At 71.1% G+C, this 24,530-nt stretch carries 19 protein-coding genes and 1 pseudogene; 12 read left to right on the plus strand and 8 right to left on the minus strand.

Annotated elements, in window-relative coordinates; all coding sequences use genetic code 11:
• Nucleotides 1-86: 86 nt before the first annotated feature.
• Nucleotides 87-1,310 carry a cytochrome P450 gene (locus AB0I98_RS17705; protein ID WP_362942126.1) on the minus strand — a complete coding sequence of 408 codons (1,224 nt, stop codon included), beginning with the start codon at nucleotides 1,308-1,310 and terminating at the stop codon, nucleotides 87-89.
• 66 nt (nucleotides 1,311-1,376) lie between these two features.
• Complete coding sequence (locus tag AB0I98_RS17710) at nucleotides 1,377-2,165, minus strand: N-formylglutamate amidohydrolase (RefSeq protein WP_362942129.1); 789 nt, start codon at nucleotides 2,163-2,165, stop codon at nucleotides 1,377-1,379.
• A gap of 78 nt (nucleotides 2,166-2,243) precedes the next feature.
• Here AB0I98_RS17710 and AB0I98_RS17715 point away from each other — a divergent pair, with 78 nt between their 5' ends.
• Nucleotides 2,244-2,585 carry a DUF5713 family protein gene (locus AB0I98_RS17715; protein ID WP_362942197.1) on the plus strand — a complete coding sequence of 114 codons (342 nt, stop codon included), beginning with the start codon at nucleotides 2,244-2,246 and terminating at the stop codon, nucleotides 2,583-2,585.
• Between the two features lie 82 nt (nucleotides 2,586-2,667).
• Here the strand turns inward: AB0I98_RS17715 and AB0I98_RS17720 are convergent, their stop codons facing one another.
• Entirely contained in the window at nucleotides 2,668-4,887 is a 2,220-nt protein-coding gene (locus AB0I98_RS17720; protein WP_362942132.1) for an NADP-dependent isocitrate dehydrogenase, read from the minus strand.
• A 218-nt stretch (nucleotides 4,888-5,105) separates the two neighbouring features.
• Here AB0I98_RS17720 and AB0I98_RS17725 point away from each other — a divergent pair.
• Nucleotides 5,106-6,670, plus strand: a pseudogene (locus AB0I98_RS17725) (M1 family metallopeptidase).
• 38 nt (nucleotides 6,671-6,708) lie between these two features.
• Here AB0I98_RS17725 and AB0I98_RS17730 read toward each other — a convergent pair.
• The 3 genes from AB0I98_RS17730 to AB0I98_RS17740 all read right to left on the minus strand — a co-directional run bounded on the left by AB0I98_RS17730 (nucleotide 6,709) and on the right by AB0I98_RS17740 (nucleotide 10,564).
• Complete coding sequence (locus AB0I98_RS17730; RefSeq protein WP_362942135.1) at nucleotides 6,709-7,812, minus strand: mechanosensitive ion channel family protein; 1,104 nt, start codon at nucleotides 7,810-7,812, stop codon at nucleotides 6,709-6,711.
• A 197-nt stretch (nucleotides 7,813-8,009) separates the two neighbouring features.
• Nucleotides 8,010-9,533, minus strand: a complete 1,524-nt coding sequence (locus AB0I98_RS17735) for an amino acid permease (RefSeq protein ID WP_362942138.1) — start codon at nucleotides 9,531-9,533, stop codon at nucleotides 8,010-8,012.
• Between the two features lie 29 nt (nucleotides 9,534-9,562).
• Nucleotides 9,563-10,564, minus strand: coding sequence for a hypothetical protein (locus tag AB0I98_RS17740; RefSeq protein ID WP_362942141.1), 1,002 nt, complete (start codon nucleotides 10,562-10,564; stop codon nucleotides 9,563-9,565).
• A gap of 324 nt (nucleotides 10,565-10,888) precedes the next feature.
• On the opposite strand from AB0I98_RS17740, the gene AB0I98_RS17745 reads away from it, so the two are divergent.
• The 3 genes from AB0I98_RS17745 (at nucleotide 10,889) to AB0I98_RS17755 (ending at nucleotide 15,094) form a co-directional block, all read left to right on the plus strand.
• A complete protein-coding gene (locus AB0I98_RS17745) occupies nucleotides 10,889-12,328 on the plus strand; it encodes an FGGY family carbohydrate kinase (RefSeq protein WP_362942144.1) in 1,440 nt (479 codons plus the stop codon).
• 157 nt (nucleotides 12,329-12,485) lie between these two features.
• Nucleotides 12,486-13,877, plus strand: a complete 1,392-nt coding sequence (locus tag AB0I98_RS17750) for an FAD-dependent oxidoreductase (RefSeq protein WP_362942147.1) — start codon at nucleotides 12,486-12,488, stop codon at nucleotides 13,875-13,877.
• Nucleotides 13,874-15,094 (plus strand): FAD-dependent oxidoreductase, encoded by a 1,221-nt coding sequence (locus AB0I98_RS17755; RefSeq protein WP_362942150.1) that lies wholly within the window; start codon nucleotides 13,874-13,876, stop codon nucleotides 15,092-15,094. The genes AB0I98_RS17750 and AB0I98_RS17755 overlap by 4 nt, the downstream gene beginning before the upstream one ends.
• 69 nt (nucleotides 15,095-15,163) lie before the next feature.
• On the opposite strand, the gene AB0I98_RS17760 is transcribed toward AB0I98_RS17755, so the two are convergent.
• Nucleotides 15,164-16,120 (minus strand): lysylphosphatidylglycerol synthase transmembrane domain-containing protein, encoded by a 957-nt coding sequence (locus tag AB0I98_RS17760; protein WP_362942153.1) that lies wholly within the window; start codon nucleotides 16,118-16,120, stop codon nucleotides 15,164-15,166.
• 162 nt (nucleotides 16,121-16,282) lie between these two features.
• On the opposite strand from AB0I98_RS17760, the gene AB0I98_RS17765 reads away from it, so the two are divergent.
• Nucleotides 16,283-18,190, plus strand: coding sequence for an ABC transporter ATP-binding protein (locus AB0I98_RS17765; RefSeq protein ID WP_362942199.1), 1,908 nt, complete (start codon nucleotides 16,283-16,285; stop codon nucleotides 18,188-18,190).
• A gap of 30 nt (nucleotides 18,191-18,220) precedes the next feature.
• Entirely contained in the window at nucleotides 18,221-19,834 is a 1,614-nt protein-coding gene (locus AB0I98_RS17770; protein ID WP_362942156.1) for a serine/threonine-protein kinase, read from the plus strand.
• Nucleotides 19,835-19,836: 2 nt separating this feature from the next.
• Here AB0I98_RS17770 and AB0I98_RS17775 read toward each other — a convergent pair whose 3' ends face one another.
• Nucleotides 19,837-20,334 carry a hypothetical protein gene (locus AB0I98_RS17775; RefSeq protein ID WP_362942159.1) on the minus strand — a complete coding sequence of 166 codons (498 nt, stop codon included), beginning with the start codon at nucleotides 20,332-20,334 and terminating at the stop codon, nucleotides 19,837-19,839.
• A 373-nt stretch (nucleotides 20,335-20,707) separates the two neighbouring features.
• Here AB0I98_RS17775 and AB0I98_RS17780 point away from each other — a divergent pair, with 373 nt between their 5' ends.
• The 5 genes from AB0I98_RS17780 (at nucleotide 20,708) to AB0I98_RS17800 (ending at nucleotide 24,174) form a co-directional block, all read left to right on the plus strand.
• Nucleotides 20,708-22,123: a DEAD/DEAH box helicase gene (locus AB0I98_RS17780; protein WP_362942162.1), complete on the plus strand. Its 1,416-nt coding sequence runs from the start codon at nucleotides 20,708-20,710 to the stop codon at nucleotides 22,121-22,123.
• A gap of 135 nt (nucleotides 22,124-22,258) precedes the next feature.
• Nucleotides 22,259-22,501: a DUF5302 domain-containing protein gene (locus AB0I98_RS17785; RefSeq protein WP_362942165.1), complete on the plus strand. Its 243-nt coding sequence runs from the start codon at nucleotides 22,259-22,261 to the stop codon at nucleotides 22,499-22,501.
• Between the two features lie 193 nt (nucleotides 22,502-22,694).
• Nucleotides 22,695-23,114, plus strand: a complete 420-nt coding sequence (gene panD / locus AB0I98_RS17790; protein ID WP_362942168.1) for an aspartate 1-decarboxylase — start codon at nucleotides 22,695-22,697, stop codon at nucleotides 23,112-23,114.
• 38 nt (nucleotides 23,115-23,152) lie between these two features.
• Nucleotides 23,153-23,500 carry a GNAT family N-acetyltransferase gene (locus AB0I98_RS17795; RefSeq protein ID WP_362942171.1) on the plus strand — a complete coding sequence of 116 codons (348 nt, stop codon included), beginning with the start codon at nucleotides 23,153-23,155 and terminating at the stop codon, nucleotides 23,498-23,500.
• A gap of 11 nt (nucleotides 23,501-23,511) precedes the next feature.
• Nucleotides 23,512-24,174, plus strand: a complete 663-nt coding sequence (locus tag AB0I98_RS17800) for an aspartate/glutamate racemase family protein (protein ID WP_362942174.1) — start codon at nucleotides 23,512-23,514, stop codon at nucleotides 24,172-24,174.
• Nucleotides 24,175-24,530 lie beyond the last annotated feature (356 nt).

Raw genomic sequence — 24,530 nt, forward strand, 5'->3', positions numbered from 1 at the left:
GGGAGGTTCCGGAAGCCGCCCGGCTGACCAGGCGCGGGCAGGGTTGGTCGGGGCACGATGCCCCGGCTCGCTCGGAGACGCCCACCTCACCACGCGCACGGCAGGGTCTGCGGTCCGCGGATCATCGTCTTGCGGCGCCAGACGACCTGGTCGGCGGGGACGGCGAGCCGCAGGCCCGGCAGCCGGTCCAGCAGGGTGTCGATGAGCAGTTCGGTCTGTAGGCGGGCGAGCACGGCGCCGGTGCAGTAGTGCGAGCCGTTGCCGAAGGCCAGGTGCGGGTTGGGGGCGCGGTCGAGGTCGATCCGGTCCGGCTCGGGGAAGACCTCCGGGTCGCGGTTGGCGGCCAGATAGGAGACGTAGACGGCGTCGCCCGCGGCAATGCGCTGCCCGCGCAACTCGACGTCCTCCAGGGCGATACGGGCCAAGCCGACGGAGCTGCGGTGCGGGATGTACCGCAGCAACTCGTCCAGGGCGGCGTCCCGCACCTCGGGCCTGTTGCGCACCCCCTCCATGAGCTCGGGCCGGGTGAGCAGCAGGTACAGCATCTGGCCGCAGTTGTGGGTGACGGCCTCGCCGCCGATCTGCAGCGGACCGGCGAGACCCACCGCCTCCGTCTCGCTGATCTCGCCGCGCCCGACAGCCGCGCCCAGCATCGAGTACACGTCGTCGCCCCCGCTGCCCCCACTGCGGATCGTCTCCGTGATCCAGGCGTACATGCCGTTCTTCGCACGGTCGGCGGCCTCCGCGCCACCGGACGTGGAGATGATCTGCCGCGTCCAGGCGTGCACCCGCTCCCGGTCGGCGGCGGGCACGCCCATGACCTCGCTCACCAGATTGATCGGGAAGGGTTCCAGCACCCGTTCGATGAGATCCGCGGGAGGCCCGTCCTGCACGACGCCGTCCACCAGGCCGTCGAGCATCTCCTGCGCCCGGGGCCGCAGCCGCTTCATCGCGCCCACGGTGAACGCACCGGCGACCGCCTTGCGCAGCCGGTTGTGGTCGGGCTGGTCGGCGAAGGCGAGCGAACCCGGCCGCGGCTTGAAGTGCGGGGCCATCCGCGTCACCTGACGCTTCGTCACCTCCGCACGGCCGAACCGCGGATCGTTGGTGATCATCTTCACGTCGTCGTAGCGCGTGGCCAGCCACGCCCACCCCTCGCCGTGCGGCAGCCGGATCCGGGTCAGCGGGCCCTCGCGCATGAGATCCGCGAGGAACGGGTCGAAATCCGTCCCCTCCAGGTCGAGCGCGGGCCAGTCCCGTACCGGCGGCGGGGCCTGATCGGTGAGCGTGGTGGTCATCTCGTCGGTCATGCCCCCACCCTCACCGCCCCCGCCCTGTCTGTCGCGCGGGAGTGCTCCAGGCGGAGGGCTGGAGGGTCAGCGCGGCACGGCGTCGACCAGCCGCGCCAGCGCCGAGGCGAGCCGGGACAGCCCGCTCCCGGCAGGCCCGCCCGGCTCCGTCATATACGTGTCCCGCCGGATCTCCACCATCAGCGCACTCACCCGCGGCTCGGCCCGGTAGAACTCCAGCGGCACATACGTACCGCTGAACGGGCTGTCCAGCCCCACCTCCCCGAAGGCCTCCCGCGCGGCGGCCACTAGTTCAGGCGGCGTGTGGAAGGAGTCGGTACCGAGACAGACGGGCGGCCGAGGCCCCGATCCGTGCAGCTCGTACGGCAGCGGGGCGCTGGGATAGGAGTGCACGTCGATGATCACGGCCCGCCCTGTGGCCGCCAGCCGATCCGCCACGGAGTCCGTCATGGCTTGTGCGTACGGCCGGAAGTACGCGTCGATCAAGGGCTCGGGGTCGCTGCCGTCCGCCCGCAGCACCCCCCGCTGAGTGGTCCGCGTATACACGGCACCCATCCCCACGGCCAGCATCTCCTCCCGCTCATCCGGAAACCGCTCGGGGTCGACGACCAGCCGAGAGAGCCGATTGACGAACCGCCAGGGGGTGAGGACGGCCAACTCGGCGGCCATCTGAGCGAGTTCGGCCGTGTGAGCGTCGGTGATGCGGTCCAGCTCCCGCTCCAGGGCATCGTCGTCCAGCACGATGCCGGAGCGGACATCGGCCGGGATGCCCCGCGCTCCGTGCGGCACATGGAGGATCACCGGGGAGTCGGCGGCACCGGGCAAGAGGTCGAAGGACGGCGCGGCAGGGGACACGGCTGCTCCGAGAGGCGTTGTCAGTGGTGTGCGGCAGCATTCAAGGTGTCACATCGTCGAGCGAAGGCCGGGGGCAAGGTGTCGATCAGCAATGAGCAGGTGGCTGGGCACGCGTTTCTGCAGGGGTTGTACGAGGACGACTACTACCCCGACCATGTGCTGGACCGGGGGAAGGCTGTCCTGCTGCGGCTCTGTGAGCGGATCGAGGCGGACCGGCCGGCCGGCCTGGCGGGGCTGTACGTGCTGACCCAGGCCGCCACACAGGAGTTCAACGACCTGGAGGCCGAGTTCGATGCGGCGGGCAGCGAGATCGAGACCGTGGCCCGCGAGGAAATAGGCGGGGACTTCTGGTTTGTCGCCCACGCGTACGGCTTCGAGGACGCGGACGCGGAGGAGCTGATCGCCACCCGGGAGTGGTGATCGTGGGACGACTCCGCCCCGGCCGGGCAACGCCGGCCGGGGCGGAATAGAACACAAGCGGGCCGTAAACCCCGCCCCCGCGTCAGCTCAGCGACGCGAGCGTCTCGTTCCACGTCGTGGACGGCCGCATGACAGCCGCGGCCTTCGCCGGGTCGGGCTGGTAGTAGCCGCCGATGTCGGTCGGGCTGCCCTGGACGGCGTTCAGCTCTCCGACGATCTTCTGCTCGTTCGCGGCGAGCGTCTCGGCGAGCGGCGCGAAGGCCTTCGCCAGGGCCGCGTCGTCGGTCTGCTGGGCCAGCTCCTGCGCCCAGTACAGGGACAGATAGAAGTGGCTGCCGCGGTTGTCGATGCCGCCGACGCGACGGGTCGGGGACTTGTCCTCGTTGAGGAAGGTCGCCGTGGCGCGGTCGAGGGTGTCGGCGAGGACCTTCGCACGGGAGTTGCCGGTGAAGTCGGCGTACTGCTCCAGGGACGGCACCAGCGCGAAGAACTCGCCGAGCGAGTCCCAGCGCAGGTAGTTCTCCTTGACCAGCTGCTGGACGTGCTTCGGCGCGGAGCCACCGGCGCCCGTCTCGAACAGACCGCCGCCCGCCATCAGCGGCACGACCGACAGCATCTTGGCGCTGGTACCCAGCTCCAGGATCGGGAACAGGTCGGTGAGGTAGTCACGCAGGACGTTGCCCGTCACCGAGATCGTGTTCTCGCCGCGGCGGATGCGCTCCACCGACAGCTTCGTGGCCTCGACCGGGTTCAGGATCCGGATGTCCAGGCCCTCGGTGTCGTGCTCCGGCAGGTACGCCTTGACCTTGGCGATCAGGTTGGCGTCGTGCGCGCGGGTCTCGTCCAGCCAGAACACCGCCGGGGCGCCCGTGGCACGGGCGCGGGTGACGGCCAGCTTCACCCAGTCCTTGATCGGGGCGTCCTTGGTCTGGCAGGCGCGGAAGATGTCACCGGCGGAGACGGTCTGCTCGATGACGGCGTCGCCGTTCTGGTCGACCAGGCGGACCGTGCCGGTGACCGGGATCTCGAAGGTCTTGTCGTGGGAGCCGTACTCCTCGGCCTTCTGCGCCATGAGACCGACGTTCGGGACCGAGCCCATGGTCGACGGGTCGTAGGCGCCGTGGGCGCGGCAGTCGTCGAGCACGGCCTGGTAGACACCGGCGTACGAGGAGTCCGGCAGCACCGCGAGGGTGTCCGCCTCCTGGCCGTCCGGGCCCCACATGTGGCCGGAGGTGCGGATCATGGCCGGCATGGAGGCGTCGACGATGACGTCGGACGGCACGTGCAGGTTGGTGATGCCCTTGTCGGAGTCGACCATCGCCAGCTCCGGGCCCTCGGCGAGCTCGGCGTCGAAGGAGGCCTTGATCTCGGCACCCTCGGGCAGGGACTCCAGGCCCTTGTAGATACCGCCCAGACCGTCGTTCGGGGTCAGACCGGCGGCGGCGAGCTTGTCGCCGTACTGCGCGAATGTCTTTGGGAAGAAGGCGCGGACCACATGGCCGAAGACGATCGGGTCGGAGACCTTCATCATCGTGGCCTTGAGGTGGACGGAGAACAGCACGCCTTCCGCCTTGGCCCGGGCGACCTGCGCGGTCAGGAACTCGCGCAGCGCGGCGACGCGCATCACGGAGGCGTCGACGACCTCGCCCGCGAGGACGGGTACGGACTCACGCAGCACGGTGGTGGAGCCGTCGTCGCCCTTGAGCTCGATACGCAGCGAACCGGCCTCGGAGATCACGACGGACTTCTCGGTGGACCGGAAGTCGTCGACGCCCATCGTCGCCACGTTCGTCTTGGAGTCGGAGTTCCAGGCGCCCATGCGGTGCGGGTGGTTCTTGGCGTAGTTCTTGACCGAGGCGGGGGCGCGGCGGTCGGAGTTGCCCTCACGCAGGACCGGGTTGACCGCGGAGCCCTTGATCTTGTCGTAGCGGGCCTGGATGTCCCGCTCCTCGTCGGTCTTCGGGTCGTCCGGGTAGGCCGGCAGCGCGTAGCCGTGCGCCTGCAGCTCGGCGATCGCGGCCTTGAGCTGCGGGATGGACGCCGAGACGTTCGGCAGCTTGATGATGTTGGCCTCGGGCGTCTTGGCCAGCTCGCCCAGCTCGTGCAGGGCGTCCGGGATGCGCTGGTCCTCGGTGAGGTACTCCGGGAACACCGCGAGGATGCGGCCGGCCAGCGAGATGTCCCGCGTCTGGACGGCGACACCCGCCTGCGAGGCGTACGCCTGGACCACCGGCAGGAAGGAATACGTTGCCAGGGCCGGGGCCTCGTCAGTGTGCGTATAGATGATGGTCGAGTCAGTCACCGGGTGCTCCGCTCCACGTCTGCAACATTGCTCGACATCAAGATATCTCGTGATCGACCTCGGCTCGACAGGGGTCCTCGCACGGTTTCGCGGATTCTGTGCATCTTCTGAGCGATCCCAAGCGTCTGATCTTGTGATCGTGCATCTTGATCGCACTTCGATCGCACTTCATCCGACGGCCGGACCTGACCACCCGGCCGCCCGAGCGAAAGCGGACCATGAGATATCGCAGCAGAGTGACCGCCCCGGCCGCCCTGATCGGCACCGCCACGGCCCTGTCCGTCGGCGCCCAGGCGCACGCGGCTCCGGCAGCCACGGGCACGCCCGGCCCGGAGACGTTGGGGGACCCCGTCTACCCGAGCCTCGGCAACGACGGCTACCGCGTGTCGGCCTACCACCTCGACCTCGCCTACGACGCCACGACGCAGCTCGTCGACGCCACGGCCACGCTGAAGATCACCACCACCCAGGAGCTGACCCTCCCCCAGCCTTCGGCCGGGGGGACCCCCACTCCCTGGACGCCCTCGGCCTGGACATACGCACCGTCACCGTGGCCGGCCGCACGGCCGCCTTCGAGCAGGCCGACGAGAAGCTGCGGATCACGCCCGCCCGGTGCCTGCCCGCGGGCAAGAAGGTCGCCGTCGCCGTGACGTACACGGCGGACCCGCGCCGCACCCTCGCGCACACGGCGTGGGTCCCGACCCCGGACGGCTTCGCCCTCTGCCCCCAGCCGGACTCGGCGCACACCGTCTTCCCGTGCAACGACCACCCCTCCGACAAGGCCGACTTCACCTTCCGCATCACCGTCCCCGACGGGCTGCGCGGCGTCGCCAGCGGGCGGCTCGTCCGCACCGAGCAACTCGCCGGCGGCCGGACCGCGTACACGTACCGCTCCCGCTCGCCCATCGCCACCGAGGTCGTGCAGATCACCGTCGGTGACTATGTGATCAAGGAACGCCAGGGGCCGCACGGGCTGCCGCTGCGGGACGTCGTCCCCGTCTCGCGGGCCGCCGCGCTGGAACCGGCGCTCGCGCTCACGCCCAACCTGGTCGGCTGGCTCGAGGCCCGGCTCGGCGCCTACCCCTTCGAGACGTACGGTCTGCTGCCGGTCAACGCCGACATCTCCGAACTCCCCGGTGGGTTCACCGGCCTGGAGACGCAGACCCTCACGGTTTACCGGCCGGGTTACCTCCTCCAGGAGGAGCCCCGGATCGGCTCGCACATGATGCACGAGCTGGTCCACTCCTACTTCGGCAACCTGGTCTCCCCGGCCACCTGGGCCGACCTGTGGATCAACGAGGGCCACGCCGACTTCTACGGGCTGCTCCACCGCTACGAGCGCGGCTGGCCGGACTCCATCGGCGTGACCACGATGGAGGCCCGGATGAAGCACACCTACGCACAGGGCGACCAGTGGCGCCGCGACTCGGGCCCGGTCGCCGCCCCGAACGCGGCCAACCTCTTCGACAGCCAGCGCTACCTCGGCGGCGTCCTCGTGCTGTACGCCCTGCGCAACGAGATCGGCGAGACGGCGTTCAACGCCGTGGAGCGCGCCTTCCTGGACCGCTTCCGCAACTCCTCGGCGTCCACGGACGACTACATCGCCCTCGCCTCGGAGGTCTCCGGCCGCGACCTGTCCGGCTTCCTGCGGGACTGGCTCTACGGCACGAAGACCCCGCGGATGCCCGGCCACCCCGACTGGACGGTGACCCCGCCGAGCACGTCACTGCGGCGGCCGGAGAACCGGACGGACGGGCACCACGACAACTCGGCCACCCTGTAAGGGATCAGTCGGGGTAAGGGCTCGGTCGGGATAAGGGCTCAGTCGAGCCGGGCGGAGGGGATCTCGCCCGGCTCGACCACGATCTCCGCGCCGCGCTGCTGCGGAATCGACACCGCGCCCTGCTGCAGGGCCACCGTGCGGGTCGGGGAGGGGATGCGGATGCCCTCCTCGTGGTAGCGCTTGTGCAGGCGCTTGATGAACTCGTGCTTGATCCGGAACTGGTCGCTGAACTCGCCGACGCCCAGGATGATCGTGAACCCGATGCGCGAGTCGCCGAAGGTGTGGAAGCGCACCGCCGGCTCATGGTCTGGCATGGCGCCGGTGATCTCGGTCATCACCTCGGCGATCACCTCCATGGTGACCCGCTCCACGTGCTCCAGGTCGCTGTCGTAGGCGACCCCCGCCTGGAGCAGGATGGTCAGGTCCTGCTCGGGGCGGTTGTAGTTGGTCATGTTCGTCCCCGCCAACTGGCCGTTGGGGATGATGACCAGGTTGTTGGAGAGGTTGCGGACGGTGGTCTGCCGCCAGTTGATGTCGGTGACATAGCCTTCCTCGCCGCTGCTCAGCCGGATGTAGTCACCGGGCTGGACGGTCTTCGAGGCGAGGATGTGGATGCCCGCGAAGAGGTTGGCGAGCGTGTCCTGAAGCGCCAGGGCGACCGCGAGACCACCGACACCGAGGGCGGTGAGCAGCGGGGCTATGGAGATGCCCAGTGTCTGCAGCACCACCAGGCAGCCGATCGCCAGGACCACGACCCGGGTGATGTTGACGAAGATCGTGGCCGACCCGGCGACCCCGGAGCGGGCCTGGGTGACCGTGCGGATCAGTCCGGCGATCATCCGGGCCGCCGAGATCGTCACGACGAGGATCAGGAGGACGGTCAGGCCCTGGTTGACGTTGCGATGAACCGTCCTGGTGAGCGGCAGCGCCGCCGCCGCGGCCGCCGCGCCGGCCACCACCGCGGCCCACGGGATCACGGTCCGCAGCGCGGCGACGATGACCTCGTCGCCGGTCCAGCGGGTGCGGTCCGCGTGCTTGCCCAGCCAGCGCAGCAGCATCCGCAGCAGGAACGCCGCCAGCAGGCCCGCGGCCACCGCGATACCGGCGATGACCAGGTCGTGCATGGTGAGTTCGCGGTTCACCGGTCACCTCCGGTGAGAAGATCCGCGGGGACATTCCTCGCCGACAGCCGGATGTGAAGTCTCGTCACCTGGTCACCTGCTCGCTTCCGTGATGTGCGCCTCGCGCCGGACAGGTCCTTCGATGTCCGGCGCGAGGGCTCATCCTGCCGTATCGGGCACAGGAGTTCGTACCTGGACCGATGCCCGGATCGCGCAGCTCAGACGATTCCCTCGGCCAGTTCGGCCTGTTCCCGGTCGTCGCCGTACGCCGCTGTGGTGGGCGTTCCGTACGAACGCCGGGCGACGAACCACCACACCGTGGCGAGGACGAGTACGACAACGAGGGCGACAGAGGCGTAGTTCATTGTGTCGACCGTCACCGGAGACGACTGGGGCAGGCAGAACAGCACCGTCACACAGGCCACCCACGCCACCGCGGTCCAGCCGATCGGCCTGCTCCACCGGCCCAGGTTCCAGGGCCCCGGCTGGAAGCGGTCGCCCGCCCGCAGCCGCAGGAACACGGGGATGACGTATGCGGGCGTGATGCCGATGACGTTGATGGCGGTGACCGCGCCGTACGCCGTCGCCGAGTACAGGGACGGCAGGGCGAGGACGCAGGCGACCGCCACCGACAGCCAGACGGCGGCGACCGGGGTCTGGGTGCGGCTGCTGACCTTGCGCCACAGCTGGGAGCCCGGCAGCGCACGGTCCCGGCTGAACGCGAACACCATGCGGCTGGCCGCGGCCACTTCGGCGTTGCCGCAGAACAGCTGGGCGACGATCACCACGAGCAGCAGGGCGCATGCGCCGTCCGTACCGAGGCCGTCGAGCAGGATCTGCGCGGGCGGCACCCCGGTCTCGCTGGCGCGTGTGGCGTCGTAGTCCTGGATGGCGAAGGTGAGGCCGGCGAGCAGCACGAAGCCCGCGATCCAGGAGACCCAGATGGCGCGCACGATGCCGCGGGCCGCCGACACCGAGGCGTTGGAGGTCTCCTCGGAGAGGTGGGCGGAGGCGTCGTAGCCGGAGAAGGTGTACTGCGCCAGCAGCAGGCCGATCGCGGCGACGTAGACAGGGTTGGACCAGCCGGTGTCGTTGACGAACTCGGTGAAGACGAAGGACGGCGACTGGTGGTGGTCGGGAACGATGGCCAGAGCCCCGACGATGACCGCGACACCGGCGAGGTGCCACCACACGCTGATGGAGTTGAGGACGCTGACCAGCCGGACGCCGAACAGGTTCAGCGTGGCGTGCAGCAGCAGGATCACCATGAAGATCAGGAACGTCTTCTCCGGCGTCGGCTCGAAGCCCCACTGGAGGTTCATGAAGGCGCCGGTGAACAGCGCGGCCCCGTAGTCGATACCGGCGATCGCGCCCAGCAGACCGAGCAGATTCAGCCAGCCCGTGTACCAGCCCCAGCGTCGGCCGCCGAGCCGGTCGGCCATGTAGTACAGGGCGCCCGAGGTCGGATACGCGCTGGTGACTTCCGCCAGCGCGAGTCCGACGCACAGCACGAACAGACCGACACCGGCCCAGCCCCACAGCATCACGGCGGGCCCGCCGGCGCCCATGCCGAAGCCGTACAGGGTCATGCAGCCGGACAGGATCGAGATCACGGAGAAGCTGATGGCGAAGTTGCCGAAGCCGCCCATGCGGCGGGCGAGCACCGGGCGGTAGCCGAGTTCACGCAGGCGCTGTTCCTCGTCGTGGGGCGGGACGCCGGACGGAGCGGGGGCGCGGGACATGCAGAACCTACCTCCGGGAGAGGACGGGGTCAGGGGTGTGGGCGTAAGTCGTCCGCGGCCGACCGGGTGCGGGCGCGCGCCTGGAGGAAGACGTCCACCGCCTGGCCGCGGTCGCCCGCATCGGAGGTGCGGTAGGCCCAGGGGACGGGCGTCCAGTACGGGCCCAGCGCGTCGAACACCCGGGCGGCCTCCGGGAACCGGAGCGCGCCCCACAGGGCGTGGGCGACGTGGTTGAGGTCCAGCGGCGAGCGCTCGGCGGGACGGCTGAGTTCGAACCAGGACCGGAACGCCTGTCGTGCCTCACGGGTGGCGTCCTCCGCCACCCAGTGCAGATCGAGCGCGGCGTCCCGCCCGCCCGAGCGGCGGTAGCGCTCCACCCGCACATACAGCGGCAGGACATGCAGCGCGGAGCCCGGGGGCGCCGAGTCCGCGGCCCAGTGCGCATACCCGGACGCCTCCGCCAGCCGCCCGCTGGAGCCGCGCCCGTAGAGGAACTGCAGCATCCGATGGTGGGCCTCACGGTTGTACGGGTCACGCTTGTCGGCCTCCGCGAGCAGCCCCCACGGCCCCGGCGGCAGCATCGGCTCGGGCGGTCCGCAGCGGTGCTCGGACCAGCGCCGGTCCCGGTCCAGCTGGGCCAGTGCCAGCAGGCACACCCAGGGGACCGGGTCGTGCGATGCGGTGCGCGTCGCCGTGTCACACGCCTGCCAGGCCTCCTGCCACAGCTCGTGCGTACGGCGGTGCTCCTCCCGGTGTGCCCGCAGGGCGCGTTCCACGGTGACCCGGGCGTGCATCACCACGGCCGGGACGCTGTGCGGCTCCTCGGACAGCCAGGCCCGCACCACGTCGGTGCCGGCCGCGGCGGTCGCGAGGATCTGGGTGCGTTGTGTCCACTGCCACCACTGCCTGGTCTCCAGCAGAAGACCGCGCATCGCCATCCAGCGGCCGGTGCGCAGCTCCTGGAGAGTGGCGCGCAGCGCGGAGTCATGGCCGGCGGGATCGTAGGCGGGGCGTGCTCCTTCTCTGGCCATCAGTCGCCCGTCCCCGGAAGAGGGCAGGTCGGGACGGCAGACGGGAGTAACAACAGCCTTCCTCCGGGCGGCAGTTGAGGAGTCGCGCGGTCGGCGGTCACTATAGAGGCGGAGCTTCCGCATCGCTGTGGGTTTGCTGATCCTCTCGAACTCCTTTGCGGGGCCTGCCGGTTGACCGTGCGTCTCCCTTGCTTGCTTGACGGGCTTGCTTGATGGGCTTGCTTGACGGGCTTGCGGAGCGGCGGCAGGCTGGCGCACGGTGATCGCCCAGGGGCTTCGACGGGACTCGACTGGCCTTCGATGGGCTTCGACGGGAGAGGTGCGATGACAGGTCCGGTGCTCGCCGTCGACCAGGGCACCTCCGGCACCAAGGCCCTGGTGATCTGCCCCGAACGCGGCGTCATCGGCACCGGCTTCGCCGCCGTACGGCCCCGCCATCTGCCCGGCGGGCTGGTCGAGGTCGACCCCGGCGAGCTGTACGCCTCCGTCGTCGAGGCCGCGGACCGCGCCCTGGCCGAGGCACGGGAGCCGGTCACCGCGGTAGGCCTCGCCAACCAGGGCGAGACCGTCCTGGCCTGGGACCCGGACACCGGCCGCGCGCTGACCGACGCGCTGGTCTGGCAGGACCGCCGCGCCGAGAGCGTATGCGCCGAACTCGCCGACCACGACGAGGAGTTACGGGAGCTGACCGGGCTGCCGCTCGACCCGTATTTCGCCGCGCCCAAGATGGCGTGGATACGACGGCACCTGACCGCCGAGGGAGTCGTCACCACCTCCGACGCCTGGCTGGTGCACCGGCTCACCGGCGCGTACGTCACGGACGCGGCCACCGCGGGCCGCACCCAACTGCTCGACCTCGACCGCACATCCTGGTCACCGCGCGCCCTCGACCTCTACTGGTTGTCGGACGAACGGCTCCCCGAAGTCGTCGACGTCGCCGGACCGGTGGGCACGACCACCGCCTTCGGCCACGCCATCCCGCTCACCGGCCTCGTCGTCGACCAGCAGGCCGCCCTGCTCGCCCAGCGCATCACCGAACCCGGCGGCGCCAAGTGCACCTACGGAACAGGGGCGTTCCTGCTCGCCCACACCGGCGACACACCGCGCCGGGGCACCTCCGGGCTGGTCAGCTGTGTCGCCTGGCGCCTCGGCGGACACACCAGCTACTGCCTCGACGGCCAGGTGTACACGGCCGCGTCCGCCGTACGCTGGCTCGCCGACCTGGGCGTCATCAAGGGCGCCGCGGACCTTGATCCTGTGGGCGGTTCGGCGCCCGACAGCGGCGGCGTCACCTTCGTCCCGGCGCTGGCCGGACTCGCCGCCCCCTGGTGGCGCGGCGACCTGCGCGGCTCGCTCACCGGACTCGGCCTCGACACCACCGCCGGGCACCTGGTGCGCGCCCTGTGCGAGGGCATCGCCGCGCAGGTCACGGAACTCGCCGAAGCCGCCGCGCTCGATCTGGGCGAGGCCCTCTCGGTACTCCGCGTCGACGGCGGCCTGACCCGCTCCACCCTCCTCATGCAGACCCAGGCCGACCTGCTGCAACGCCCCGTCGAGGTGTCCGCGCTGCCGGACGCGACCGCGCTCGGTGTGGGCGCGCTGGCCCGGCTGGGCGCCGAGCCGGGCCTGACAGTCGCCGAGGCACTGCCCGACTGGAAACCGTCGGCGGTGTACGAGCCACGCATCAGCGCGGACGAGGCCGCCGCCCGCCTCTCCGAGTTCCGCCGGGAAGTGGCGGCACTGCTCGACAGGGCGCCGACGTGAGCGAGCGAAGCGCTCCGCGGGGGGTGGGGCGATTGGCCGTCGAGCGTCTGCGGGCGCGTTGTGGCCGGTCGCGCCCACGCGGCGGAGCCGCATATGTCACAGCCCCGCGCCCCTTCGGGCGCTGCCTGACGCCGGCGTCAGGCAGCAGAGCGCCCACATGAACGGGCCGCTGCCCTCGCTGACCTACGACGTCGCGATCATCGGCGCCGGTGTCGTCGGCTGCGCCATCGCCCGCGCACTCGCCCGCCACCCTCGCCTCCGCGTCGCCCTCGTAGAAGCCCGGGACGACGTCGGCGACGCCACCTCGAAGGCCAACACCGCGATCCTGCACACCGGGTTCGACGCGGTGCCCGGCTCGCTCGAGGCCCGGCTCGTACGCGAGGGCTCCCGTCAACTCGCCGCGTACGCGGCCGAGTCCGGCATCCCCGTCGAAACGACCGGCGCCCTCCTCGTCGCCTGGGACCAGGAACAGCTCGCCGCGCTGCCCCGACTCGTCGAGAAGGCCGAGCGCAACGACTACCACGACACCCGTATCCTCGGCCCGACGGACCTCTACGACCGCGAACCGCACCTCGGCCCCGGAGCACTCGGCGCGCTGCACGTACCCGGCGAGACCATCATCTGCCCCTGGACGACGACACTCGCCTACGCCACCCAGGCCGTCCGGCACGGAGTCGACCTGCACCTCAACTGCCGTGTGGAGGAGGTGAATCGGCAGGACGACTTGCACGTCCTCGGCACCGACCGGGGCACACTGCGCGCCCGTTGGCTGGTCAACGCGGCCGGACTGCACGCCGACACACTCGACCGGCGGCTCGGCCACGACGACTTCACCGTCACCCCGCGCCGCGGCCAGCTCATCGTCTTCGACAAGTTCGCCCGCGGCCTGGTCGACCACATCCTGCTGCCCGTGCCCACAGCGCTCGGCAAGGGCGTGCTGGTTGCCCCCACCGTCTACGGCAACGTGCTCCTCGGCCCCACCGCCGAGAACCTGGACGACAAGCGGGCCACGCACTCCACCGCGGACGGGCTTCAGCTGCTGCGCGACAAGGGCCGCCGCATCCTGCCCGAACTGCTCGACGAAGAGGTCACCGCCGTCTACGCCGGGCTGCGCGCCGCCACCGAGCACGACGACTACCGCATCCGCGCCCACCCGGGGCAGTCCTACGTCACGGTCGGCGGCATCCGCTCCACCGGCCTCACCGCCTCGCTCGCCATCGCCGCCCACGTCACCGAGTTGCTCACCGAGATTGGCCTCGACCCGGGCCCGGCACGGGAGTTGGAGCCGGTGCGCATGCCGAACCTCGGTGAGGCCTTCCCCCGCCCGCACCAGCGCCCCGAACTCATCGCCGCCGACCCCGAGTACGGCACCCTCGTCTGCCACTGCGAGCGCGTCTCCCGCGGCGAGATCCGCGACGCCCTCGCCAGTACGATCCCGCCCCGCAGCCTGGACGGACTGCGCCGCCGGACCCGGGCCAGGGCGGGCCGCTGCCAGGGCTTCTACTGCGGTGCGGCCGTACGGGCGCTGTTCGAGGGAGCCGGCGCATGACGTCCGAGCGCCGGATCGATGTCCTGGTCGTCGGCGCGGGCCCCGCCGGACTCACGGCGGCCGCCCGTCTCGCCACCGCCGGCGCGGGCCATGTCGAGGTGCTGGAGCGCGAGCAGCAGGCGGGAGGCGTACCCCGGCACTGCGCGCACGGCGGCTTCGGCACGATGCTGCGTCCGCGGACCGGACCGGCGTACGCCCATCTGCTCACCGACGCGGTGACCAGAGCCGGAGCCGTCGTACGGACCGGCGTGACCGTCCTCGACTGGACCGGCCCGCTCACGCTCACCGCGGTCGGCCCGAACGGACCGGAGACGATCACCGCACGGGCGGTCGTGCTCGCCACCGGCGCCCGCGAACGCCCACGCAGCGCACGTCTGGTGCCCGGCACCCGGCCCGCCGGCGTGTACACCACCGGCGAACTCCAGCAGGCCGTCCACCTGTACCGGCAGCGGATCGGCACCCGAGCGGTCGTGGTCGGCGCGGAGGACGTCTCGTACGCCGCCGCCGACACCGTACGGGCCGCGGGAGCCGACGTCGTAGCCATGGTCACGGAACTCCCGCGCGCCCGGACGACACCCGCCCGCGCCCAGAACGCCCGCCTCCGCCACGGCATCCCGCTCCTCACCGGCACCACGGTCACCGAACTCCTCGGCCATGGACGCCTGTCCGGCGTCCGGATCCGCCACCGCGACGGCCGTACGACAGTGCTGCCCTGCGACACGATCATCTTCACCGGCGACTTCGTACCCGACCACGAACTCGCCCGGCGCGGAGGAGTACCACTCGACCCCGGCACGCGCGGACCCGCCGTCGACGGGGCGCTGCGCACGCTACGCCCGGGCGTCTTCGCAGTCGGCAGTGTGCTGCACCCCGTGGAGAGTGCGGATAGGGCGGCCCGAGAGGGTGCGCATGCGGCGAGCGCCGTCCAGGTGTGGCTCGCGGGGGCGGAATGGTCCGAAGGCGTCCCCCTGGTGGTCGACCCGCCCCTGTACTGGATCGCCCCGAACCGCGTCACCCCGACCGACCGCCTCCCCTACGTCCTGCGTACGACCGTCCCGCTCACCCGCCCGACCCTGCACATCACACAGGACGACCGAACCCTTCACCGAGCGCCCCTCGTGAACCACCGCCCGACCCTCACCGCACGCTGGACCCACCGAATCGACCCGAAGGGCGGCCCGGTACGGGTGAAAGTGCGGTGCGGCAGCGCCCCGTAGGGGCGCGGGGAACTGCGCGACCAGCCACGACGAGCCCGCAGACGATCGACGACCGGTCGCAGCGCGATGTCAGATGACCTTCATCCGCACCAACGCGCCCAACGTCAACGCCCCCGGCAGGATCGGCACCCAGACGGTGATGATCCGGTAGGCCAGCACCACCGCCGTGGCCACGGCGACCGGCCCGCCCGCCGCGACTAGGGCGACGATCAGCGCCGCCTCGACGGAACCGATGCCGCCGGGCGTCGGTATCAGCGCGACAGCGACAGTCGCCGCCAGATACGCGACCACCATGTACGCGGGCGGCACCGGCAGCCCCAACGCCAGCCCCACCGCGACCAGTCCGGCCGCCTGAAGAGCGGGGAAGGCCAACGAGCCGCCCCACAGGGCCACCGCGCGCCAGGGCCGGGTGTGCACGGCCCTCGCCTCGCCCAGCGCGGTCCGCAGGAAGGTGAAGACGATGGTGCGCAGCTTCCGTACGAGCAGCAGGACCAGCAGCGCGACGGCGGCCACCACGCCGATGCCGGTCAGCAACGGGCCCGCCACGCCGTCCGGCAGGAGCGAGCCGAGCTGCAGCGCGTGCGGGAAGGCGATCAGCAGGGCCGCCAGCATGCCCACGCGGGCGATCGACTCCGCCAGCAGATAGAGCGCGACGGCGGCCGACGAGCGGGCCAGCGGAACGCCGCACACCGCCATGAACCGCAGATTGACCGCGCTGGCCCCGAGACCGGTCGGCAGCAGGTGATTGGCGGCGCCCGCCGCGAACTGCGTGGCCAGCAGCCGCCGTACAGGAAGCCGCTCGACGAGCGCGCCCTGCCGGGCGGCGGACGCGGCGACCCAGGTGCCGCAGGTGGCCGCGCCGGCGGCCAGCAGCCACGGCCACTCGGCGTGGCGCAGGTGTCCGAAGCCCTCCACGAGCACGGACCAGTGGCGCACGGCGACCCACAGCACGAGCGCGAGCGGGACCAGCATCAGTATCTGCCGGTACGGGAGGCGCTTGAGGCCTCGGGGAAGACGCACGACCATCACATCGTGAGAGGTTTTCCGCGCCAGGACAACGCCAGGTTGCGGGAGCGGGGACGGAGGCTGACACCCCGGGCACGGCCTCGCATCCATCGTGTGCCCGGACGGTGCCGATTCGGCGTTGACCTCAAGGATGGTTGAGGTCCTACGGTCCCTCTCATGAGTATGGAGATCACAGCCTGGACACAGCTGCAGAGTGTCATGAGCGCCCAGCAGGAGCGCCGTCCCCTCGCCCGCGCGACACTGCGCCGCATCGGCGCGTTCGCCCGCCCGCACCGCACGCGCATCGTCCGCTTCGTGGGGCTCGGGGTGGTCACGGCCCTGCTCGCCGTCGCCACCCCCGTCCTGGCCGGCTACGTCGTGGACGCGATCGTGACGGGCGACGACGAGGGAACCGTCGTACGCCTCGCGCTCCTCATCGCGCTCATCGCGGTCGTCGAGGCGGTACTCGGCATCCTCGGCAGACGGCTGTCGGCCACCCTCGGGGAGGGGCTCATCCTCGATCTGCGGACGGCTGTGTTCGATCATGTGCAGCGCATGCCGGTCGCGTTCTTCACACGCACTCGTACGGGGGCGCTCGTCAGCCGTCTCAACAACGATGTGATCGGCGCGCAGCGGGCGTTCAGCAACACCCTGTCCGGCGTGGTCAGCAACCTGGTCACCCTGGTGCTCACGCTCGCCGTCATGCTCACCCTGTCCTGGCAGATCACGCTGCTCTCGCTCGTCCTGCTCCCGGTGTTCGTCGTCCCCGCGCGGCGGATGGGCAGCCGCATGGCCCGCATGCAGCGGGAGGCGGCGACGCTCAACGCGGCGATGGGCACCCGGATGACCGAGCGGTTCTCGGCGCCGGGCGCCACCCTGGTCAAGCTCTTCGGCCGCCCGGAGGAGGAGTCCGAGGAGTTCGCGGCCCGCGCTCGCCGGGTCCGGGACATCGGCGTACGGACGGCCACGGCCCAGTCGGCGTTCATCACCGCGCTCACGCTGGTGTCGGCCCTCGCGCTCGCCCTCGTCTACGGTCTCGGCGGCTGGTTCGCCCTGCGCGGCACGCTGGAGCCGGGCGCCGTCGTCGCGCTGGCGCTGCTGCTGACCCGCCTCTACGCACCGCTGACCGCCCTCGCCGGCGCCCGCGTCGAGGTGATGAGCGCCCTGGTGAGCTTCGAGCGGGTCTTCGAAGTCCTCGACCTGAAGCCGCTGATCGAGGAAAAGCCGGACGCACGGCAGGTGCCCGACGGCCCGGTCGCCGTCACGTTCGAGAACGTCCGCTTCGCCTACCCGTCCGCAGACAAGGTCTCCCTGGCCTCCCTGGAAGAGGTGGCCTCCCTCGACACCCGCGGCGGCGACGAGGTCCTGCACGGCATCTCCTTCCGCGCCGAACCCGGCCAGACCGTCGCCCTCGTCGGCTCCTCCGGCGCCGGAAAGTCCACGATCGCCCAACTACTGCCGCGCCTGTACGACGTCGACGAGGGCGCCGTACGCATCGGCGGCGTCGACGTCCGTGACCTGACGGCCGACTCCCTGCGCTCGACTCTCGGCATGGTCACGCAGGACGGCCACCTCTTCCACGACACCGTCCGCGCCAACCTCCTCCTCGCCGCCCCCGCCGCAACCGAGGACGAGCTGTGGGACGCCCTGCGCCGCGCCCGCCTGGCCGATCTCGTACGATCCCTGCCCGACGGCCTCGACACGGTCGTAGGCGAGCGCGGTTACCGCCTCTCCGGCGGCGAACGCCAGCGCATGACCATCGCCCGGCTCCTGCTGGCCCGCCAGCGCGTCGTCATCCTCGACGAGGCCACCGCCCACCTGGACAACACCTCCGAGGCCGCCGTCCAGGAGGCGTTGACGGAGGCCCTGGAGGGCCGGACCGCCGTCGTCATCGCCCACCGGCTGTCCACCGTGCGGGCGGCGGACCTGATCCTGGTCGTCGAGGCGGGGCACATCGTGGAACGCGGCACGCACGAGCAACTCCTGGCGAAGGGGGGACGCTACGCGGAGCTGTACCGGACCCAGTTCGAGTCCGGTGAGGTGACGCCCGTGGACGCAACCGGTGATGTTGTAATGAGCGTCCGGCTGTAGTGGCACGCTGAGCAGGGGGACGAAACGATCATGGAGAACTTGCGACCGGGCGATCCCGGGCAGGTCGGGGAATACCGGTTGCTCCGACGGCTCGGGGCCGGGGGCATGGGGCAGGTGTTCCTCGGCCGGTCGCAGCGCGGGCGCACGGTCGCCGTGAAGCTGGTCCATGCGCAGTTGGCGTACGACGCGGAGTTCCGCAGCCGGTTCCGCGCGGAGGTGGCCGCGGCGCGGCGGGTGGGCGGGGAGTGGACGGCTCCGGTCCTGGACGCCGACACCGAGGCGGACACGCCCTGGGTCGCCACCGGGTATGTCGCCGGCCCCACATTGCACCAGGCGGTGACCGAGATCAGCGGGCCGCTGCCGGAGCGGTCGGTGTGGCACCTGGCCGCCGGTCTGGCGCGTGCGCTGCAGAGCATCCACGGCTGCGGACTGGTGCACCGGGACCTCAAGCCGTCGAACGTCATGCTGACGGTCATCGGTCCCCGGGTGATCGACTTCGGAGTCGCGCGCGCGGCGGACGCGAGCGTGCTGACCCGTACCGGTGCGATGGTCGGCTCTCCCGGGTACATGTCGCCCGAGCAGATCCTGGGCAACGAGATCACCGGGCTGAGCGACGTGTTCAGCCTCGGCCTGGTGCTGGTGTTCGCCGCCACGGGCCGACAGGCGTTCGGTGGCCCGGACAGCGGCGCCCACGCGCTCATGCTGCGGGCGACCGAGGACGACCCGGACCTGGCGGGGATGCCGGAGCCGCTGGCCGAGTTGGTGGGACGGTGTCTCGCCAAGCGGCCCGAGGACCGGATTCCGCTGCCCGAGATCCTGGCGACGGCAGAGGCGGCCACGGCGGATGCCCGCTCGGACGCATGGCTTCCGGGCGACCTGATGGCGGAGCTCGGCCGGCACGCCGCCGGCCTCCTCGACCTCGAGGAGCCGCCGCCGACCCAGGTCGACAACCCCGCCGCGGGCCGGGGCGGGGACGACGTGCACGCCCTGCCGACCATGCAGGGCGGGCGCGTCCCGCCTCCGCCGCCGGGCACTCCGACGCCGGTACCGATGCCTCCGGCACCCACGCCGACCTCAACACCCATGCCGCCGATGCCGACACCCCGGATGACGGTGACCACACCACCGATGCCGCCGGTGCCGGGCGGCTTGCAGCCGGGCGGCCGTCGCAAGAGCCGGGTCGGCCCCGTGCTCACCGTGGCCGCCGTCGCCGTACTCGCCATCGTCCTGGCCGTGCGGCTTCCCGGCGGAGGGAACGAGAACTCGGGCAACTCGGGGGCGTCCGGGGCAGGTTCCTCCACGAAGTCCCCGAAGGCGTCCCCAGCCGACTACAAGGGCAAGTGGACCGGGAACGTGCGCGAGGGGGACGGCGGCCTCTACTCGATCAAGGTGAACTACACGGGCGGGAAGCTCAGCGATCAGGTGGCCACCGTCGAATACCCGTCACTGGACTGCAGCGGCCGATGGATCCTCACCATGGACACCGGGACTTCGGTACAGGTCCGAGAGGAAATCACCGAGGAGAGCAGCCCGTTGAACTGCGTCGACGAAGTCGACATCATCCTGACCCCCTCGGACGACGGCAGCCTGCGCTACAAGGTGACAAGTGTGGAGGACACCGGAACGCTGCGGCGCAGCAACTGACGTCAGTCCGGCAGCGGCAGTGGAGGAAGCTGCTGGTACTCGGACCGGCCCCGGTTGAGCACGGAGATCGTCGCTGCGGTCAGCCATGGCACGGTCGGCCCGGCCAACCGCATCGGCTCCCACTGCTGGTAGTCGGTGAACAGCGCCCACTGTTCCAGCACGGGAAGAAAGCTGACGATCTCGTGGTGCCGCACCGTCACCCAACGGTTCTCGGCCGCGACATGCAGCAGCATGCGACGGTCGGTGAGGATCGCGCGGCAGGGGGAGAAGTCACGCCACTGCGCCTGAGCCATCGCCTGCGCCCGGTTGCGGGCACTGTTGTTGGCGAGCGCGTCTCCGACCAGCCCGGCGGCGACGAACATCGGTGACCCGAAGTAGAAGCCCGAGCGCTGGTTGTAGGTCACATTCGTGCCGTAAAAGCGCGAGTAGTCCGCCGCTACGTCGCCGTACGCGATCTCCCCCACTTCGAGCAGCACGCCCGGAGTGGGAATCGGAGCCAACTCTCCTCCGCTGCTCAGGTGCCGGTGCAGCGAACACGCGGCCTCCCAGCCCTGCTGGTGAAGGGCCTGCAGCTGATCGTCACCTGAATTCGGACGTGCCAATGCCCCTCGCCCCCATTGCGACCCAGAACGGGTGGATCTCCGCTCGCCCACATAATGCCAGGTGACGACGGACCGGGAGGGGGTCATGTCCCACTGGGCGGGGTTGGCTTGGTGGTGAAGAGTTCGGCCATGGAGGCTTATGCCTTGTGCTAGTGTCACGCGTTTGCGTGGTCGTCGCGGTGGGCGATTCTGCTTGTTCGGTTCCGCTGGTGCGTGGGCTGTTCAATCCTGCCGGGCCTTCCTCGGTACGTCCCCCTGCGGAAGGCTGTTCATGAAGGATCCCGACGACGCCGGCATCGCTCACGGCGGTCCCGCCCAGTCAGAGGCCATGACTCCGGCGCTGCCCCCGGCCGTCTCCTTCGCCGGCTTGGAACTGCCGGTGGAGGTGCTGCGGACACTGAGCGAACTCGGGGTGCGCGAACCCTTCCCGATCCAGGCCGCCACACTGCCCGACGCCCTGGCGGGGCGCGACGTCCTGGGACGCGGGCGCACCGGATCGGGCAAGACGCTCGCCTTCGGCCTGCCGTTGCTGACACGTACGGCCGGGCGGCGCGCCGAACCGAAGCAGCCCCGCGCTCTGATCCTTGTGCCCACCCGGGAGCTGGCCCAGCAGGTCACCCAGGCGCTGGCGCCGTACGCCGAGGCATTGCGGCTGCGGATGGCCACGGTCGTCGGCGGCATGTCGATCGGCCGGCAGATCGCCGCGCTGCGCCAGGGAGCCGAGGTGGTCGTCGCCACCCCCGGACGCCTGCACGACCTGATCGAGCGCAAGGCCTGCCGCTTGGGACAGGTAAGGATCACCGTGCTGGACGAGGCCGACCAGATGTGCGACTTGGGATTTCTGCCGCAGGTCGCCGACGTGCTCGATCAGGTGCACCCCGACGGTCAGCGGATGCTCTTCTCGGCCACTCTGGATCGCGACGTCGACCAGCTGGTCCGCCGCTACCTCCACGACCCCGTCGTCCACTCGGTCGACCCGTCCGCGGCGACGGTCTCGACCATGGAACACCACGTTCTGGTCGTCCACGGCCCTGACCGCTACGCCGTCACCACGGAGATCGCCGCCCGCGACGGCCGCGTACTGCTGTTCCTCGACACCAAGCACGCCGTCGACCAGCTCACCCGGCATCTGCGGGCCAGCGGGGTGCACGCCGGGGCCCTGCACAGCGGCAAGTCCCAGCCACAGCGCACACGGACCCTGGCGCAGTTCAAGAACGGCCAGATCACCGTTCTGGTGGCGACCAATGTCGCGGCCCGTGGCCTGCACGTCGACGACCTCGATCTCGTGGTCAACGTCGACCCGCCCACCGACCCCAAGGACTACGTGCACCGGGCCGGCCGCACCGCCCGCGCCAATGAGTCCGGCAGCGTGGTCACGCTCGTACTGGCGGGCCAGCGCCGCGAGACGAGCCGCATGATGGCCGGGGCCGGCATCGAGCCGACCGTCACCAAGGTGCGCTCGGGCGAGGCGGAACTGAGCCGGATCACCGGCGCCAAGGCTCCCTCCGGCACCCCGCTCGACCGCGGGCCCGCCCTCCCGCGACCCAAGAACAGCAACGCTCCCTTCCGCGGCCTCGGCACCAGCAAGGACACCTCCCGCGGCGCCGGCGGCAAATCCCGAAAGTCCGGCGAGGCCCGCAAGCTCGCCGAGGCCCGCAAGGCCGCCCTGGTGCGACGCAACGGCTGAGAGCCGTTGCCCTGCCAGCGAATCTCCTGGCCACGGGATACCCGCCGCAACAGAGCAGCATGAGGTTGCCGGCGCCCCGCACTGCGCCCGGCATGACAAGCTGTGCTGGCCCACCCCCGAACCCAGGAGGTCACCATGACCGAAGAGCCCGTAACCCCGGAAGGTTCGGAGTCGGCTGCCCCCGAGACGTCCCCTCTGGCGCCGGACAGCGACGGCAACGACGACCTCAAGCGCAAGTTCCGTGAAGCCCTGGCGCGCAAGCGTGGTGCCCAGGCGGACGCGGCCGATGTTGCCGCCAACCCGAATGCGTCGAAGGTGCGTGCGGCGCACGGCCCGGCTGCCAGCCAGCGGTCGTTCAGGCGTAAGAGCGGCGGCTGAGTCGATCAGTCCCGCAACGTGCGCATGTCCGTGTGCGCGTTGCGGGCGAGGCGTAGCCGACGGTGTGAGCGCGGCAGGGGAGAAGAACGCGTGGCAAGGACACACTCTTCGAGTTGAATGCATGCCGCTGTACAGTGAGGAACGCCTTTGACCTGCAGTAAGCAGGCAGGGAGCCGTCTTCCAGGAGTCCAAAGTGCTGCGTACTCTGTTCAAGTCCAAGATCCACCGAGCCACCGTCACCCAGGCCGACCTGCACTACGTGGGATCGGTGACCATCGACGCCGATCTGCTCGACGCCGCCGACCTGTTGCCCGGCGAGCTCGTCCATATCGTCGATATCACCAACGGCGCCCGGCTGGAGACGTACGTCATCGAGGGGGAGCGCGGCTCCGGAGTCGTCGGTATCAATGGGGCCGCCGCTCATCTCGTGCACCCCGGCGACCTGGTGATCATCATCAGTTACGCTCAGGTCTCCGACGCCGAGGCGCGGGCGTTTCAGCCGCGGGTCGTGCATGTGGACCGCGACAACAGGATCGTGGCCCTCGGCGCCGATCCGTCCGCACCGGTGCCGGGCTCCGACCAGGAGCGCAGCCCGCAGGCCGTACAGGCCTGACCGCGTCGGCCGCATATTTTCGGACCAGGAGCGTGCCCATGAGCGAGATAGAGATCCGCGACGACCGGGCGGCGGGCCGCCTGGACGCCATCGGCGGCGACGGCGAAGTCGTCGGCCACATCGAGTACTTCGTCCTCGAAGCGCCGGGGCACGCCCTGGTCCCCGTGCACACCATCGTCGAACCGGCCCACGAGGGACAGGGCATCGCGGGCTCCCTGGCGCGCGAGCTGTACGCCATGGCCAAGCGCGAGGGCATCGCCGTAGCCCCGCTCTGCCCGTACGTCGTGAAGTGGGCGGAACGCCACCCCGAGGAGGCCCCGGCGGCCGACCCGGAGTTGCTGCGTGCGGCGAAGGACTGGCTGGCGGCCCACCCCGACCGATTCTGAGGCCCGGCACCTTGCTCGCGCTCCTGCACACCTCACCCGTCCACATCCCCGTCTTCGACGCCCTGCGCGACGAAGACCACCCAGGCCTGGAGCTACGGCACTTCGTCGACGCATCGCTCCTCGACCGCGCCCGTGCCGAAGGCCCCGAGGCGGTGGCGGACGACGTGCGTGCCGTCCTGCAGCGGGCCGCCGCCGACGGCGCCCGGGCCGTGCTGTGCACCTGCTCGACCCTCGGCGGCGTCGCCGAATCGGCCGGCGCCGGGATCGGGGTACCGGTGCTGCGCGGCGACCGTCCGATGGCGGCCGCCGCGGTGGCCACGGGGTCCCGGGTCGTCGTCCTCGGCACGGTGGAGAGCACTTTCGGGCCGACCGTGTCGCTGATCGAGGAGGAGGCCCGCCGCGCAGGGCACCCCGTGGACGTACGGACCCGTCTGGTGGCGGACGCCTGGCGGTGCTTCGAAACGGGCGACCTGGACGGATACGCCCGACTGATCGCCACCACGGCCGACGAGGTCATCGACGCCGACGCGATCGTCCTCGCCCAGCCGTCCATGGCCCCGGCCCGGCAGCTGACGACGACCTCGGTCCCGGTCCTGTCCAGCCCGCGCCCGGCCCTCGCGGCCGGCGCGGAGGCGGCGGGCCACCTGGACCCCTCGGTTGCCTCCGGCGAGTGACTGGCCGTACCGCGCCCGGGTACGCGGGGGAGTAGTCCAGAGCCGACGTTTCACCACTGGCCGGAGGACACCATGACCAACCCGAATCCAGACCCCGTCCCCCCGGGCCCCACACCCGGCCCGGACCCCGCACACCCCGAGCCCCCACCGTCCCCGGTCCCAACACCGGAGCCCCCACCGGTACCTGGCCCCCCTGCACCACCCCCGGGCCCCCCACCAGGCCCCAGCCCGGTCCCCGGCCCGGACCCGTCCCCGGTCCCACCGGGCCCAGAACCAGTACCAAACCCGGAACCGGGCCCACCACTGACGTGAGCCGAGGATGAAACGGCGGTGGGCGGCGCCCCAAGACGCCGCCC

Origin of the sequence: Streptomyces sp. NPDC050211, assembly GCF_040656035.1 — a bacterium.
GTDB lineage: Bacteria > Actinomycetota > Actinomycetes > Streptomycetales > Streptomycetaceae > Streptomyces.